Source organism: Nostoc sp. NMS7 (genome assembly GCF_017115085.1).
Taxonomy (GTDB): domain Bacteria; phylum Cyanobacteriota; class Cyanobacteriia; order Cyanobacteriales; family Nostocaceae; genus Nostoc.
This window is the reverse complement of the sequence record NZ_JABXKJ010000193.1, coordinates 1-15,907: the sequence shown is the minus strand read 5'-3', so window position 1 is coordinate 15,907 and position 15,907 is coordinate 1. Positions and strand designations below refer to the sequence as shown.

17 protein-coding genes and 1 tRNA gene are annotated in these 15,907 nt (G+C 43.7%); 11 read left to right on the top strand and 7 right to left on the bottom strand.

Annotated elements, in window-relative coordinates; genetic code table 11:
- The first annotated feature begins 3 nt into the window (after window positions 1–3).
- The gene (gene rfbD / locus HWQ38_RS21700) at window positions 4–894 is read left to right on the top strand and encodes a dTDP-4-dehydrorhamnose reductase (protein ID WP_292797629.1); all 891 of its coding nucleotides are present in this window, start codon (window positions 4–6) and stop codon (window positions 892–894) included.
- A gap of 99 nt (window positions 895–993) precedes the next feature.
- On the opposite strand, the gene HWQ38_RS21695 is transcribed toward rfbD, so the two are convergent.
- Entirely contained in the window at window positions 994–1,734 is a 741-nt protein-coding gene (locus HWQ38_RS21695; protein ID WP_292797626.1) for a 2-phosphosulfolactate phosphatase family protein, read from the bottom strand.
- A 360-nt stretch (window positions 1,735–2,094) separates the two neighbouring features.
- Here HWQ38_RS21695 and HWQ38_RS21690 point away from each other — a divergent pair, with 360 nt between their 5' ends.
- Entirely contained in the window at window positions 2,095–2,514 is a 420-nt protein-coding gene (locus tag HWQ38_RS21690; RefSeq protein ID WP_292797623.1) for a BlaI/MecI/CopY family transcriptional regulator, read from the top strand.
- Entirely contained in the window at window positions 2,514–3,353 is an 840-nt protein-coding gene (locus tag HWQ38_RS21685; protein ID WP_292797687.1) for a M56 family metallopeptidase, read from the top strand. The genes HWQ38_RS21690 and HWQ38_RS21685 overlap by 1 nt, the downstream gene beginning before the upstream one ends.
- A 108-nt stretch (window positions 3,354–3,461) precedes the next feature.
- On the opposite strand, the gene HWQ38_RS21680 is transcribed toward HWQ38_RS21685, so the two are convergent.
- Together HWQ38_RS21680 and HWQ38_RS21675 are read right to left on the bottom strand one after the other, a co-directional pair.
- Window positions 3,462–3,803, bottom strand: a complete 342-nt coding sequence (locus HWQ38_RS21680; protein ID WP_292797621.1) for a hypothetical protein — start codon at window positions 3,801–3,803, stop codon at window positions 3,462–3,464.
- 189 nt (window positions 3,804–3,992) lie between these two features.
- Window positions 3,993–5,939 carry an AAA family ATPase gene (locus tag HWQ38_RS21675; protein ID WP_292797618.1) on the bottom strand — a complete coding sequence of 649 codons (1,947 nt, stop codon included), beginning with the start codon at window positions 5,937–5,939 and terminating at the stop codon, window positions 3,993–3,995.
- Between the two features lie 898 nt (window positions 5,940–6,837).
- On the opposite strand from HWQ38_RS21675, the gene HWQ38_RS21670 reads away from it, so the two are divergent.
- Window positions 6,838–6,969: a hypothetical protein gene (locus HWQ38_RS21670; RefSeq protein ID WP_292797615.1), complete on the top strand. Its 132-nt coding sequence runs from the start codon at window positions 6,838–6,840 to the stop codon at window positions 6,967–6,969.
- Between the two features lie 311 nt (window positions 6,970–7,280).
- Here the strand turns inward: HWQ38_RS21670 and HWQ38_RS21665 are convergent.
- The 4 genes from HWQ38_RS21665 to HWQ38_RS21650 all read right to left on the bottom strand — a co-directional run bounded on the left by HWQ38_RS21665 (window position 7,281) and on the right by HWQ38_RS21650 (window position 9,409).
- Window positions 7,281–7,352: transfer RNA gene (locus HWQ38_RS21665), tRNA-Asn, on the bottom strand.
- Window positions 7,353–7,504: 152 nt separating this feature from the next.
- Window positions 7,505–8,053, bottom strand: a complete 549-nt coding sequence (locus HWQ38_RS21660; protein ID WP_292797613.1) for an NYN domain-containing protein — start codon at window positions 8,051–8,053, stop codon at window positions 7,505–7,507.
- A 410-nt stretch (window positions 8,054–8,463) separates the two neighbouring features.
- Window positions 8,464–9,123, bottom strand: coding sequence for an ABC transporter ATP-binding protein (locus HWQ38_RS21655; protein ID WP_292797611.1), 660 nt, complete (start codon window positions 9,121–9,123; stop codon window positions 8,464–8,466).
- Between the two features lie 13 nt (window positions 9,124–9,136).
- Entirely contained in the window at window positions 9,137–9,409 is a 273-nt protein-coding gene (locus HWQ38_RS21650; RefSeq protein WP_292797608.1) for a hypothetical protein, read from the bottom strand.
- 273 nt (window positions 9,410–9,682) lie between these two features.
- Here HWQ38_RS21650 and ispF point away from each other — a divergent pair, with 273 nt between their 5' ends.
- From ispF to argH, 7 genes are all read left to right on the top strand, one after another.
- Complete coding sequence (gene ispF, locus HWQ38_RS21645) at window positions 9,683–10,168, top strand: 2-C-methyl-D-erythritol 2,4-cyclodiphosphate synthase (RefSeq protein WP_292797606.1); 486 nt, start codon at window positions 9,683–9,685, stop codon at window positions 10,166–10,168.
- A 53-nt stretch (window positions 10,169–10,221) separates the two neighbouring features.
- Complete coding sequence (locus HWQ38_RS21640) at window positions 10,222–10,734, top strand: hypothetical protein (RefSeq protein ID WP_292797604.1); 513 nt, start codon at window positions 10,222–10,224, stop codon at window positions 10,732–10,734.
- 9 nt (window positions 10,735–10,743) lie between these two features.
- Entirely contained in the window at window positions 10,744–11,343 is a 600-nt protein-coding gene (locus HWQ38_RS21635; protein ID WP_292797601.1) for a PIN domain-containing protein, read from the top strand.
- 24 nt (window positions 11,344–11,367) lie between these two features.
- A complete protein-coding gene (locus HWQ38_RS21630; RefSeq protein ID WP_292797599.1) occupies window positions 11,368–13,146 on the top strand; it encodes an ABC transporter substrate-binding protein in 1,779 nt (592 codons plus the stop codon).
- 67 nt (window positions 13,147–13,213) lie between these two features.
- The gene (gene larB / locus HWQ38_RS21625) at window positions 13,214–14,002 is read left to right on the top strand and encodes a nickel pincer cofactor biosynthesis protein LarB (RefSeq protein WP_292797597.1); all 789 of its coding nucleotides are present in this window, start codon (window positions 13,214–13,216) and stop codon (window positions 14,000–14,002) included.
- A 104-nt stretch (window positions 14,003–14,106) separates the two neighbouring features.
- On the top strand, window positions 14,107–14,313 hold the full coding sequence (locus HWQ38_RS21620; RefSeq protein WP_292797594.1) for a hypothetical protein: 207 nt from the start codon (window positions 14,107–14,109) through the stop codon (window positions 14,311–14,313).
- Window positions 14,314–14,397: 84 nt separating this feature from the next.
- The gene (gene argH / locus HWQ38_RS21615) at window positions 14,398–15,783 is read left to right on the top strand and encodes an argininosuccinate lyase (protein ID WP_292797592.1); all 1,386 of its coding nucleotides are present in this window, start codon (window positions 14,398–14,400) and stop codon (window positions 15,781–15,783) included.
- Window positions 15,784–15,907 lie beyond the last annotated feature (124 nt).

The following is a 15,907-nucleotide window of genomic DNA, read 5'->3' as shown; positions in this document are numbered from 1 at the left end:
AGGATGAGTCCATCAATTCTACTAATTGGTAATAATGGTCAATTGGGTAAAGAGCTTCAACAAATTCTCCCAGACTACGGGAATATTATCTCAGTAGCACGTCCGACAGTAGACCTTGCCCAACCCGATACCCTCCGCAACGTTATCAGATCCAAGCAACCGCAAATCATTATTAACGCTGCGGCTTACACTGCTGTAGACAAAGCCGAAAGCGAACCCGAACTTGCTACCGCTATTAATGCGACTGCACCCTTCATTCTTGCCCAAGAAAGCCAAAAATTAGGAGCTTTTCTAATTCATATTTCGACCGATTATGTTTTTGATGGCAATGGATGTAGACCTTATCAGGAAACTTACACAACTAACCCCTTGAGTGTTTATGGTAAAACCAAACTCGCTGGAGAAGAAGCAATTCGGGTAACTTGCGCTCATCACCTCATCCTCCGCACTGCTTGGGTTTATGGGATTTTTGGTAAAAGTAACTTTGTCAAAACCATGCTGCAACTAGGTGCAGAACGCCAAGAACTCCGTGTTGTTGCCGATCAAATTGGTAGCCCGACTTGGGCGCAAGATATAGCCACAGTCATAGCCGAGATGATTCCCCGGTTAACTCCAAAAATTAGCGGCACTTATCACTACACTAATAGCGGCGTCGCTAGCTGGTATGACTTTGCGGTTGCCATTTTTGAAGAAGCCCAACAGCTAGGCTTCCCTTTGAAAGTTGAGCATATTGTCCCCATTACAACTGCCGAATATCCCACACCAGCCCGTCGCCCTGCCTATTCCGTCCTTGCTTGTGAAAAAATTTCCGTAATTCTAGGGACTTATCCCCCCCATTGGCGACAAAGACTTCGACAAATGCTCACAGATTTGAAAATTGGGAATGGGGCATAGGGCATGGGGCATTGGGCATGGGGCATTGTGAAAACACTTTCTTCATCCCCTTGTCTCGCTTGTCTCCCTTGTCTCCCTTGTCTCCCTTGTCTCCATTCCCTATTTCCTTTGACTTTTTAAAACTCCCGTTTCATGTTGTATGGGTAAGACATCTAAAATATCAGTTTGGGAACAATATTTTAAATCTTCTTGACACTCAAGACGTAACAATCGTTGACCGTGACTAGCTTGATGAAGTAATCCTAATAAGTTATCTTGCCATTGAGAGTAAAGAGCGATCGCACTAATTACTTCATCGTTACCAGCTAATTCCTCCAGTGACAAGGTGGTTTGTTGTAAAAGACTATGAGCGATCGCACCTGCACAAACTGTATCCTCTAAGGAAAAACTGCCTTCCCAACCGGAACCGACAATCCACACTGTCTCTGGTTGCAACTCTTGGAGAAATTGCACCACCGCCGCCCGGTTAATCAAGGCTGCTGCTAATACATTTGGGGAGTCTTGCACCCGTTGTAAAGCACGAGTGCCATTTGTGGTACTGATAAACAAACGCCGTCCCTGCACTAACTCTGGTGTGCAGTCGAGGGGAGAGTTACCCAACTCAAAGCCAGCTACTTTGGCGCCGCCGCGTTCTCCAGCCCGCAGACGTTTTTGGGCAGGCCATTTTTCGCTAACTTCAATTAACTGATCTAAATCGCTGAATACCTGTACAGCTTCGCCTCCAGCTGCCAAAACTGTCGCAATTGTGCTAGTGGCTCGCAGGACATCGACTGCGATCGCACATTCTGGCACTTTATCCGTTGGAGTCAATTCAGGAGTGTGATATACAAATAGCTTCACGCGCTGGATACACCTGCTTTAATACTACTGCCGCAAATAACATTCTACCTAGTTGCTGTCACTAACCATAATCTCAATTACTCCCAAAGCATTTTTTAGCATCAAAATGCACAATGGAACCCATTCAATAGATAAATGGGAGTAGGAGTAGGGAAAAATCTGACTTTTCACAATAGGGACTTTCAAATAAAAAAAGACTCAAAAAGCCCATTTTTATGCTTTTATCCTTTCAGACTTGCAGCACTATCTTGTAATCTAAAACAAGAACCCACATTCCAAAAGGGGAAAAAGTTACAGCTTCAAGATTACAGCACAAACCGACGGATATTCACTCATTCCCGACTCCCCATCAAAATCGCTATGGCACCTTTACCCGATTACCGCCCTAAACAACTATCTTTAGGCCCGTTGGAAGCGGAAATTTTAAATATCATCTGGGAACTTGGTTCAGCCACAGTCAAGGATGTACACGATCGCATTCTGGCTGATCCTAACCGCGAATTAGCGTATACTTCTGTTACCACCGTCTTACGTCGCCTCACTGATAAAGGTTGGCTAGCCTGCGACAAGAAAGAGCGAGCATTCTATTGGCGGCCAATGTTGAGTAAGCAGCAAGCAGATGTGATCAAAGCTCACGACCATTTACAGCGATTTTTGGCGGTGGGGAACCCCGATGTTGTTGCTGCCTTCGCCGATAGCCTGGATGAAGCCGCTAGTGAGCAAATAGCCGCGATCGCTAAACGCATTGAATCTGCACGCCAAGCCAGGGAGGAACAATGATGCATCTGATCATGATTTTGAATGCTTTGGCAGTTGCCTGGTGGTTAAGATCCGCTTGGAATCAACCCCAAGGCAATTGGAGTCTGCGATGGGGGCGATCGCTATTTTTGTTCCTCTTTCCCCCCTTGTTAATTTTCATGACTGCGATCGCTGTGCTGTTCATGGGGCCTCAAGGACAAATGGGCGGGATGTATACAGGCTCAGTCAGCTATTTACTAGCATTAATTTATTTGGCATTTTTTGCCATTTCATGTATTAAACTTGCCTTCCAGGGTTGGCAGTCTGTGGAATCTGCCCGTAACTGTCCTCTGGTGAATTTGGGGAATAAACGAGCCAGGTTACTGCAAACGGGCGCGTTGTTTGCAGGTCAAATTGGTTTTTGGCAACCAGAATTAGTGATTAGTCAGGGATTACTGCAAACTCTCTCACCACGTCATTTAGAAAGCGTCTTAGCCCATGAGCAAGGGCATCACTATTATAGGGATACATTCTGGTTTTTCTGGCTGGGTTGGGTGCGTTCCTGCACTGCATGGTTGCCGAATACAGAGCCTTTGTGGGAAGAACTGTTAGCTTTGCGCGAACTCCGTGCTGATGGTTATGCAGCATTACAGGTAGATCCTCTGGTGTTAGCGGAATCACTTTTATTAGTAGTTAGTAGCAGCCCAGTATTATCGGAAATTTGCTGTGCTGCATTGGGTTCCTCTGGTGCAGATCGCTTAGAACAAAGAATCGAAGCCCTATTAGCGCCACCAGAACCAACACCTCAGATAACTTGGCAGTATTGGCATGGCTTTCTTTTGGCCTTGCTGCCTTTAGTTGCTGTGATATTTCATAGTTAAGTTGAACTTATAGCAGGGAACAGGCAATAGGCAACAGGCAATAGGCTTGAAAGTGTCTTGATGTCGGAGTTTTACGATCAATTTATGTTCTAAACTATATTTCAACTGCTATAAAAAGCCACTACAGCCCAAAGCTGCGACGTTAGCGACATCGGTCGTGTCTGTAGTGACTTCTGCCTTGCCTGTAGTAACTTCTGCTTTGACGTTTACGTGTTTCGCGCAGCCTGTAGCAACTTCTGCCTTGCCTGTAGTAACTTCTGCTTTGACGTTTCGGTGTTTCGCGCAGCCTGTAGCAACTTCTGCCTTGACGTTTCGGTGTTTCGCGCAGCCTGTAGCAACTTCTGCCTTGCCTGTAGCAAGTTCCGTCATGACTGTAGCAACATTTGTTATGTCTGTAGCGATGTCGGTTGCGACGATAACGATGAAAACTTTGTTCTTCCCTACACCCATGTTTTTGAAAGTGGGTAGACTCTTCGCTTAGGGATTTCCAAATATAGCAATCGTAAATCCTTCGTGAAAAAAATCTGTTACCTATTACCTATTGTCTGTTCCCTGCCTCCACGACTAATATGATGTCCGGGTATTATGGGTAATTTGGCGGACATGATATAATTCCACAACTTAAATAGGATTGCTATATTACTCTTCTTCTAGCAACTGTTCTATATATTTTTCCACCAAAGGCACTTGAAAAGCATTGCCTTCTTGAGTCAAAATCTCTTTTCGCGTTAGTTTGCGGATAACACCTTGGTCTTGCTGTGTGGGAGTTTCCCCTTGAATTATCCGCCGGAGTAAATTGCGTAGGCGTAGCCCGTCGTAGACATCGCTATCTGCTAAACTCTTCCATAATTCCCGAAAATACTGATCGCCTCGCTCAAGCACAACAGGTATAACTTCCTTAACATCCTGTGCAGTCGCTTTTGCTGTATCTGCTTCTCGCCTGTTTCTTCTGATATCGCGGTTTAGCAACTCCACCACCTCATAACACACCAACTGAACGAGATAAGGTTGACAGCGAGTAACTTGGATAATTTCATCTATAGCAGTTGGTTCATAGATATCGCTGAAGTTCTCTACTGGCTGTTGAATCAAATCGCGGGCTTCTAATTCATGCAGGTAAGTCATTCGCAAAGCACGGGTGTTAATTAGATAGTCACTCCAGTAATCATCAAGTTCAGATAACTCCTGTGAACCACTAAAAAGTAAAATCCACTTGCGTTGGTGTTGCAGCAGGTTACGAATAAAATTGAGTGGCGCACGGCTGCTTGTTGCTTCCACTACCTCACCCAGGCGTTCATATTCATCTAAACAGAGAAGAAATTGCTTACCGGAGTTGTTGCGTTCTATTTCTGCGAACCAAGTTTGCAGCGCCGGAAATGGATCTTCAGCTAGTTTTTTGGCATCTGGATTAGGCAAGAATACTTTGCGGGGTAATCGCCGTGCAGCTTCGATAATTTGTTGAGCTAAATTTTCAGCCAATCCTTTTAACGTTGTAGCTGCTGCTGTTCCTTGTACATCTACCAGCAAAGGTACAATGTTTGCTTGTATTCTGTAAGGTAGATATTTCAACGCTGAAGTTTTACCTGTCTTCCGCCCACCATAGATTAACAACACTGGCGGTTGCTCAGAAAGCGCCAAAGATTCGATTTCTCGAAATATGTCAATTCGCCCTTTGAAACGATTCTTCGCTGTTTCCGGGTCTAGTGAGTTACCAGCAATATAAACTTGTCGAATTTCTGTTGATTGCTGTGCCTGTTCCTCTAAAGTGTGCTGTGCCGTTTCTAATATAGTTAGCCAGCTTTGTGCAGTGTTGCCAAAAGAGACAGCAACGCGAGCATCTTTTGTCAAAGCTAGACTTTGCCCCAGTTGGCGTAATTCAGTAATGGGAATGTTCAGTAACTCATATTTACGATAAAGTGAAGTTGCTTCCTCTGATGCCCGTACATTCTGACTAATATCTAAAAATTGCGGCAGTACAATGCCAAGTTCCTTTGATGCTGGTGAGGGAATCCAGGCTAGTTGGTTGGCAATCTGCACAATATCGCTCAACCTCTGACAACGATTGAGAATATCTCCAGCAATACCAGAAATTGCCTGTGCTGCAACTTTTTGCTGATTGGTGGATGTAATTAGATAATTAATAGTCTCACGGGCAACATCTGGGTTCTTTCGATAAGCCTCCACAATCATTACATCCATGAAAGGTAGAGGCAAAATAATCAATTCATCAAAGCGAGAGGGTAGATATCGTAAACAATTTACTCGATTGCCATTGGAAGAAACAAAGAAGAGGGTGAGTATCCACAGTAATTCTGGCAACCAGAAATAACCCCGTAACACACCCAAAATCCACGTTACCCCTCCCGCCATACCAAGGGCTACGCCAAACGCCACACCTCCCGCCACGCTTCCCAGCACACCAAACGTTACGCCTACCGCCACGCCAAACGCCATGCCTCGCGTCACGCCTCGCGTCACGTCTCCCGCCACGCCTCCCGCCACACCAAACGCCACGCCAAACGCCATACCAAAGGCTACGCCTACCGTCACGCCTACCGCCACGCCAAAGGCTACGCCAAACGCCACGCCTCCCGCCATACCAAAGGCTACGCCAATGAAGCACACCCACCAAAACCAAAACGAGCAAAAGCAGAATTACCATCCCGATAATCCAGTTGCTCACATCATCAACAGCCCCACCAATAAACTTGGCTATTCTACCCAGGCGCACTGGTAAATCCCAAACTAACCAACGCAGCCATAATTGCCACCACTTTCCTTTTGCTTTAGATTTAGGATCTGTAAGCTGTTGTTCAAACTGCTGTTTCGCCCACTTGATAGCCTTGCCTTGTTGACGTGCTTCCCACAAATAATAACCAGCCAATTGCAACTTGTAAGGATGACACTTACCCCATTGCTGTGCATGATTCTGTTCATCTACACTCAAAGCTGCACCAATTGTAGAGCGAGTTGGTAAGCGCGACAGTTCAATAGCCTCATCTGTAGTGAGTTCTTTCAAATAAATAGTGTGACCAATATTGAAAAACCTAGAGACAAACCGATGCTCGTTAGCATAAACATCCAGTTGTTTACGGGAAGCCACCACTAGCATCAAGGCGTTCCTATCCATCAGCGATCGCAAATTGTCATAAAATCCATTATCAAATTTATCGGGATATTTCAAAAGGCTTTCAAAATCATCCAGACACTTGTCACCAACTATATTTATATTTGTAGGCTGATCGCCCTTCATCCGAGATGCGATCGCGTGTAATTCATCTTGACGACCGACAAACAGCCTGGGATCTTCAATCATCCCCGCAGCCACAAAAGGATTGTCAGGCAGCGCTCTAGAAGTCATGTAAAGCGTTTATCCTAGTTTCAGCTTAAGTGCAATTACCTAAAAGAATAGCACTAGCCTGATAATGTCTTTATCCTCTTAAACTTGGTATCTGATAAAAATATTTATTTGGCAAATGGGCAAATGTTCACTGCTACAAGTGCAGAACAGACCGTTGATGCGATCGCCACTTCCCTTAAGGAACGTGAATTAAATAAAATGCAAAACTTCATCCTGTATCTAGCTTCCCTCTCCAATATATCGGAGAGGGATTGAGGGTGAGGTAATCCTCGACATTAGCACCTACAAACGCCGCTAGCCTACTTCTCCCATCCTCTAGTAGGGGTTCCGACTCTCTACCAAAAAAGCGTATGGATTCCTATTCTAACTGCGATGTCCTAACGACAAGCCGCTTCTCTAGGAGACGCTTTGCGTAGTTTGCTTCTCTGTAGGAGTATGCGTCTACGCAGTTTTTGTTAAAATTCCAGCACTTGTTTAGGACAAGCACCAAAAGACCGATGATTCAGAAACGTCACAGCCGAGTCAAGTGACCATAGGCTAATGATCGATAATCCAAAATTACTAAACTCCCCAGGCTGGATTCGAACCAGCGACCAATCGATTAACAGTCGATCGCTCTACCACTGAGCTACTGAGGATCACTCACGATTTATAATCTTAGGGCTAAAAATAGAATTTGGCAAGTACTTTCGCCAATATTTTTTTAGATGCTTAATTATAGAAATTTTGCAGCCAAAATCCATTCAGCAACTTAAGCAGAGACTCTTAAAATAAAAAATACTAATATCTACTATAATCCCATTCGTAATTCAGTCAGACGCTGCCGCGACTTAGCATCAATGGCATTAGCTAAAAACCTACTCTTAGATTGTTTGCGCGGATGATATTTCTGCCGCATCCGGCAGACGGTAGCTTCCACTTCCCCACAGAGTTGTTGTGCCGACAACCATTCAGCCCCATACCCCTGTATCATCAACTGCTGTGCCCGATCTGATGTCGCAACAATCACACGAGAAATCAAAGATAGAGCTATTTGCTGGCGAAAAGACGCACAAGATTTTTCAATATAAGTATCTGCTGTCTGCCCAAAATCAGTGTAATAAACTGATAAAAGCTCAGTAACAATTTCTTTATTGCTAGCGCAGTTCTGATATTGAGCATCAAAAACTATCTGAGTTTCATAACCTTGAAACGCACTATAACCAGTCATCGCTTCCACAAGTTCGCCCCGTGCAGCCTCTAGTCCAACGCGATCGCGCGTTTTTTTAAGGCAAGGCCAAGCGCCAATGATATTGTAGCCGTCCACTAACAAAACGGCTTGGAGTAAGGAACGAGACATGGTTTTTAATCACAATTTTCTAGAGTTTACAAAATTCATTCATAAGTTTTATAATAATTGATGCTTTGTGTGTAACACTATGCTACACAAAACAAAAAATACGGCAGTCTCACAAAACTCAAATTTAAAACAGACGCACCAACTAAAAATGCGCCTTTGTTTAAAAGGCGCATTGCAGTTCTTTTTCAGTAGTGGTGAGAATGAAGAGTGCTGAGTTAAAAGACCACATCTAAACGGCGGAGCGTTTACTGGGTGTGAAAATCCTGAGTACTTTTTACCGAAACAGTGCTGTTAGGTATGGAGAATATTAAGATTTGTGTCTGGCTGTCAGCAATCTCGACACAAATCAGTTCCGAGTAGTGAGTGCTGAGTGAAAAGATTCATAATTACTACTTCTTACCAATTTAGCACTACTCCATCAGACGTTGTTTGAGGCGTTGGGCTTCCCCCCTATCTACTAGAGAACCTTTTTCTAGTAAGAAAGCGCCGTCACAGTAATTTAACTCGTCTAATCGATGTGTTACCCACAGGGCTGTAAGACCTCGACTTTTGACGAGGCGGCGGACACCAGCAACTAAATCCAGTTGGCTATCTGGATCTAGTAAGGCAGTGGGTTCATCTAATAATAAGACTTCACAGCGACGGGCGATCGCACCAGCGATCGCTACTCGCTGCTTCTGTCCCCCAGAAAGTGCATAGATAGGGCGTCGTTGGAGGGTAAGCAAATTCACCGCCCCTAGCGCCTCTTCAACCCTTGCTCTGATGGCAGCAGGTGGCAACTTTTCTTCCACCAATCCAAAAGCCACATCAGCACCAACCGTTGGCATCACTAGTTGATGATCGGGATTTTGGAAGACAAAGCCAACCGGGTGCAAAACCCGAATTGCGCCAGATTCAGGAGCTAATAGCCCCGCCAGCAGCCTAAGTAACGTTGATTTCCCACTGCCGTTTGTACCCAAGAGCATCCAAAACTCACCCTTGGGTACTTCTAAAGAGCAAGATTTGATAACTTTCTCTCCATTAGGCCAGCTGAAATTTAAATCCTTGACTTCAATGCCCACTTGAGCCATTTGTCAACCTTGGTTACTCAGCAGCTACAGCGAAAAAGCCAGGTGGTCTGGCACCACCTATGGCTGTACCATCTTTCTGAACAATCTGCACTCCAGAAATTTCACTAGCGCGGACAGCAATTTTTTTCTCTGTCTTGCCCTCGCACTTGAGTTCCACAATGTCAGGGTTCCCAGAACGCATTGCTGCCAAAATTAGCTGATAGACAGCCTCGGCATCCTCTGTTGACTTACGTTGTACTGAGATCGGGAAAGCAGTGTTTTTGATGCTTAAGTCGATGGTAAACATTTAGCAATAATCTTTCTTTAACTGACTCATTTTAACGTCAGCTGAGTGATTCTAGGGAAAAGCTTATTGTGCATGATTATTTTCCTTGTCCCCCTTGTGTTCCTTGTTCCCTCTTTCAAGGGTAAGTATTAAAAAAAAGGGCAGATAAGTGGGTAAAATACTTATCACATGAGGGGAAACAGAAATACCAGGGTAAATACTGTTAAGTATTCAGGTGTGCAGGAGGCTAAATGCACGTAGGAAAAAGTGAGGAATTAAGGGATTGGACTCGAAATGACAAAAATTCGGATTGGTAACGGTTACGATATTCACCAACTAGTGAGCGATCGCGCTTTAATTTTAGGTGGAGTTCAAATTCCCCATGAACTGGGTTTGTTGGGGCACAGTGACGCTGATGTGCTAACCCACGCGATTATGGATGCCATGCTTGGGGCGTTATCCTTGGGGGATATTGGTCATTATTTTCCGCCTAGCGATCGCCAATGGGCAGGAGCAGATAGTTTAGTACTATTAACTCAAGTACATCAACTAATTCGGGATCAAGGCTGGCAAATCGGAAATATTGACTCGGTGGTAGTAGCAGAACGTCCAAAATTAAAACCGCATATTCACAACATGCGCGACAAACTAGCGGCGGTTTTAGAATTACAACCGAATCAAATTGGCATCAAAGCTACCACCAACGAAAAATTAGGCCCCGTTGGACGCGAGGAAGGCATCTGTGCTTATGCTGTTGTCTTGCTAGTAGTTTCGGAGTAACTTTTCTTTTAGTCTCTGATCAAGATATTCAAGACTCACGAGGATAGAAATCAATGATTTATAGGGAGAAACAAACCTTAACTTGGTGGGAAATTAGAGCCATACAAGCTGCAAACATAGAAGATATAGACTTTCCTGATATTGTTGCTTTAGACAAAGACGAACAAATTATTCTCATAGCTGAAGTTAAAGGTTTACCATTCAATTTTCAAGAAACAAAAGCCAAACAATATGCTATTTTCCGGCTGATTGATTACTTACAAGCTGCAAAGATAGCAATTCCCTTTGCTATGCTTGTTGATGTAAATAAAATTCTGATTTTTCAATGGGATGGCAATAATTTATCAGAGCCGATTATCAGTCTTAATACTGCTGATGTGCTTAGTCATTACGAGCCAAAATTCCGCGACAAAAGGATATTTAGTCTTTACCTTAAAGGTCTTATAGAAGCTTGGCTACGTGACTTGGCCTATCATTGGAAATCTGCAATACCACCTTTCACAAAGGAAATGACAGAAATTGGTTTATTGCAACTACTAGAAGACGGAACAACTCAACTTTATTAATGATTAGTAGTGATAATTTACGTTGAAACTAATTTCTTGATGAGTATTGCTAAAGGACAAGATTCACAAGCACAAGAATTACTGCAAAATACACCCTCTTCTTTACGTCTAGTAGTGCCAAGTATTTGTTTTGTAGAATCATTGACAACATTGGAACAAGAAGAAAAATATAATCTAGATTTCCTCCGCAAGTTAGATATACAAATTAATCAAGCAGAGCGAGATAATTCAGATAATGCACGATTACTGCTGTTTAGTCTAGAGCAATCAATAACTAGCTTTCTTGAACGAAATAACGAAGTTAAAGAACGTTTGGATGTAGCTTTTAATCAGCTGATCAGCAAATCAGAAATGATTACGTTAAGTACGGTTATTTTTCAACGAACGTTAAATAGAGAAATTTTTGATAAGCACATTATAGATAGAGTAATCTTAGAGTGTATAATTTTTCATGCTGGATTACATTCTAATGAAAATAAATTCTTTTTAAGCGCTAATTCTAAAGAATTTGGCAGACGTGAAGTTATAGAGATTTTACGAGATAGTGGCATTCAGTATTTCAATAAAACTCAAAACTTCCTTGGTTGGCTACAATGTCAATCAAATTGATTACACTATTCGCATATTGAAATTATGAAATCTTTTAGGAAAATCTTTTTGGCAATTAAACATTTTTGCTTGCCAATAATTCTGACAGCAACAGTACTTACACTTACCGCTTGCAATCCAGCTAACTTTAAAAGCGTAGCCGCTCAAGTACCGCAATTGGTAAGTAGCATTCTCAGTGATCCCAAAACCTTTAACTATCCTCTCAGTCAGGAATCTCCAAATGTTTTTTCTCTAATTTACGAGGGGTTAATCACCCAAAATCCGATAACTGCGAAAGTCGAGCCAGCATTAGCGGAATCGTGGCAAATTTCCGATGATAAATTAAAAATTGTTTTTACCCTACGCGAAGGGTTGAAATGGTCTGATGGTCAGCCGCTAACAGTAGATGATGTGGTGTTTACCTACAACAATATTTACCTTAACGAAGCGATTCCTACAGATGTGAGAGACGGCTTGAGGATTGGTAAAAGTCGGAAGCTACCCACTGTGCAAAAAGTGGATGAACGGCGGGTTGAGTTTAGCGTACCCGAACCCTTTAGACCTTTTCTATTGAGTACAGGTTCGCCAATTTTACCCGCCCATATATTGCAAGAATCGGTAAAAACGAAAGATCAAAATGGGCATCCGACCTTTCTGACCAAATGGGGCGTTGATACTCCTCCGAACCAAATTATTGCCAACGGCCCTTACAAAATAGAGCGCTATGACACGAGTCAGCGTGTGGTCTTCCGACGCAATCCCTACTACTGGCGCAAGGATGCTCAAGGCAATTCCCAGCCTTATATTGAACGGGTAATTTGGGAAATTGTGGAATCAACAGATACCTCCTTGCTGCAATTTCGTTCTGGCGGGTTAGATACTGTGGGAGTGTCGCCAGATTATTTTTCTTTGCTAAAGGTGCAAGAAAAGCAGGGTAATTTCAAAATTTATAATGGTGGACCAACATCCAGTACATCGTTTGTTTGGTTCAATCTCAACAAAGGTAAAAGGGACGGAAAACCACTGGTCGATCCGGTTAAGTCTCGGTGGTTCAATAATGTGCAATTTCGGCAAGCTATAGCCTATGCAATTGACCGCCAAACGATGATTAATAACACTTTTCGCGGCTTGGGTGTACCACAAGATTCACCGATTTCTGTGCAAAGCCCCTATTACCTTTCGCCTAAAGAAGGGTTGAAAATTTACCCTTACAATCAGCAAAAAGCGAAGGAATTACTACTAAAAGCAGGATTTAAGTACAACCAAAATCAGTTAGTAGATGCTCAGGGGAATCGCGTCCGTTTCTCTTTGCTTACTAATGCTGGAAATAAAATCCGTGAGGCAATGGGATCGCAGATTAAACAAGACTTGAGCAAAATCGGCATTCAAGTTGATTTCACCCCGTTGGCATGGAATACTTTTACTGACAAAATTTCTAACTCCTTGGATTGGGAAGCTTCTTTGATGGGTCTGACCGGCGGATTAGAACCGAATGATGGTGCTAATGTCTGGGCACCTGAAGGCGGATTACATATGTTTAATCAGAAACCCCAAGCAGGACAAAAGCCGATTCAGGGTTGGGAGGTTGCTCCTTGGGAAGCGCAAATAGGGAATCTTTACATTCAAGCGGCACGAGAATTAGACGAAGCTAAGGTTAAAGCGATTTATGCCGAAACACAGCGGATTACCCAGGAAAATTTACCTTTTATTCACTTGGTTAATCCTTATTCATTATCAGCGGTGCGTAATCGTTTTGAAGGCATTAAATTCTCTGCTCTTGGCGGCGCATTCTGGAATATTGAACAAATCAAAATAAGGGATTAGTTATGGGGCATGGCGCATGGGGCATTGGACGACTGATAAATTACAAAAGACAAAGGGCTAATTACCAATGACCGATGAAAAAACATTGCGATCGCTCCTCGAAGCGGTTGCTAATGGTAAAGTTACGCCAGATACGGCATTAGACTCACTTAAAGACTTAGCTTATGAATCTGTAGGTGAGTTTGCCAAAATTGACCACCATCGCCAGCTAAGAACTGGTTTCCCAGAGGTGATTTGGGGTCCTGGTAAAACTCCCGATCAAATTGCTCAAATTATGGAGGTAATGCGCCTCCGCAACCCGGTGGTGATGGCGACTCGCATTGAACCAGCAGTTTATGCCGCACTAGAATCAAAAGTTAGTGGTTTACGATATTATGCATCGGCGCGAATTTGTGCGATCGCTCCCCCTACTATCGAACTACAATTCCAAGGTGAAATTGGTATTCTTTCTGCTGGTACTGCTGATTTAGCTGTTGCTGAAGAAGCCGCTGTAACTGCTGAACTTTCTGGTTTTTACGTCCAGCGTCTCTGGGATGTTGGCGTTGCTGGGATTCACCGCTTATTAAGTAACCGCCATCTGATTGAGTCAGCATCGGTGTTAATTGTCGTGGCGGGGATGGAAGGCGCTTTACCTAGCGTTGTTGCGGGTTTAGCTAGTTGTCCTGTAATTGCCGTACCCACCAGCATCGGTTATGGTGCAAGTTTTGGCGGTTTAGCACCTTTATTGACAATGCTTAACTCTTGTGCTGCGGGAGTAGGCGTAGTCAATATCGATAATGGTTTTGGCGCAGCAGTTTTGGCGGGGCAAATTTTGCGAACTGCCGAGAAATTGCGGTTGGCATCGGCTGCATCTTGAGTTAAGACATTAAAGTTATATCGAATATTTCAGTACATTATCAGTATTTAATCTAAATAAACTGATACTGAGATTTGCCACCGCCAACTTCTTAAGCACCAAATATGAGCCAGTACAGCGATTTGATATCTCAGTTATTTTGGCATCTGCCTGTAAATTTCACAGCCCTAGCACAGACAATTACCGACCCAGACCTGATGGGTCAGATTCAAAAATCTTGGAGTCACTTTATACAGACAGGTCAAGTGTGGGCATTGTTGATTGGTTTAGTCATTGGCTATATGATTCGGAATCTAACTAGCTACGGTTAAATTTAAAAGTTAGGAGTTAGGAGGAAGAACTCATAACTCTTCATTCTTAACTCTTAACTCTCCCTCCACTCTTTTGATATATTTATGACCAAAGAAGAAAATTGGAGTCCGCGATTTGAATCAGGGTTACATCCGGCGATCGCTCGTTTTAATGCCAGTATAGGTTTTGATATTGAACTAATCGAATATGACCTCACTGGTTCTCAAGCTCATGCCAAAATGCTTGCTCACACTGGCATTATCTCAAAAGAAGAAGGAGAGCAACTGGTTGCCGGTTTAGAACAAATTCGCCAAGAGTACCGCCAGGGGACATTTCAGCCTGGTGTCGATGCTGAAGATATACATTTTGCAGTTGAAGGACGATTGACAGAAATTGTCGGCGATGTCGGTAAAAAGCTGCATACGGCGCGATCGCGTAATGACCAAGTTGGCACCGATACCAGACTCTATCTCCGTGACCAAATCCAACAAATCAAAAGCAAATTGCGAGAATTTCAAGCTGTTTTACTAGATATAGCCGAAAAGCACGTTGAAACCCTGATTCCTGGCTATACTCACCTACAACGCGCCCAACCCCTGAGTTTAGCTCACCATCTTCTGGCATACTTTCAAATGGCGCAACGCGACTGGGAACGCTTAGGTGATGTTTCTCGCCGTGTGAATATTTCACCCTTGGGGTGCGGTGCTTTAGCGGGAACTACTTTCCCCATTGACCGCCACTACACAGCGAAACTATTGCATTTTGATGATATTTATGCTAATAGCCTGGATGGAGTGAGCGATCGCGATTTTGCGATCGAATTTTTGTCTGCTGCTAGCTTGATTATGGTTCACCTCAGCCGCCTTGCAGAAGAAGTCATTCTTTGGTCAACTGAAGAATTTCGCTTTGTCACCCTCAAAGATAGCTGTGCCACAGGTTCCAGTATCATGCCCCAAAAGAAAAACCCCGATGTACCAGAATTGGTGCGGGGGAAAACGGGACGAGTATTCGGTCATCTTCAGGCGATGTTAGTGATTATGAAGGGATTACCCCTGGCATACAACAAAGACCTGCAAGAAGATAAAGAAGGTCTATTTGATAGCGTCAACACAATCAAAGCCTCTCTAGAAGCAATGACAATTTTACTCAGGGAAGGCTTAGAATTTCGTACCCAGCGTTTAGCCCAAGCCGTGACGGAAGATTTTTCCAATGCTACTGATGTAGCAGATTATTTGGCAGCACGGGGCGTCCCCTTCCGAGAAGCTTACAACCTTGTGGGTAAGGTGGTAAAAACTAGTATTGCCGCAGGTAAACTCCTGAAAGATTTGAAATTGTCAGAGTGGCAACAAATACATCCGGCATTTGCAGCAGATATTTATGAGGCGATATCCCCCCGTCAAGTTGTGGCAGCCCGCAACAGTTATGGTGGTACTGGCTTTGTACAGGTCAGCAAAGCACTCATAGCCGCCCGCGCTCAAATCGCTCAATAGAGGGAGTGGGGAGTAGGTTTGCCGTGAGCGTAGCCGAATGGGAGTAGGGAGTGGGGAGTAGTTTTCTTTCCCAATGCCCAATGCCCAATGCCCAATGCCCAATGCCCAATGCCCAATGCCCAAT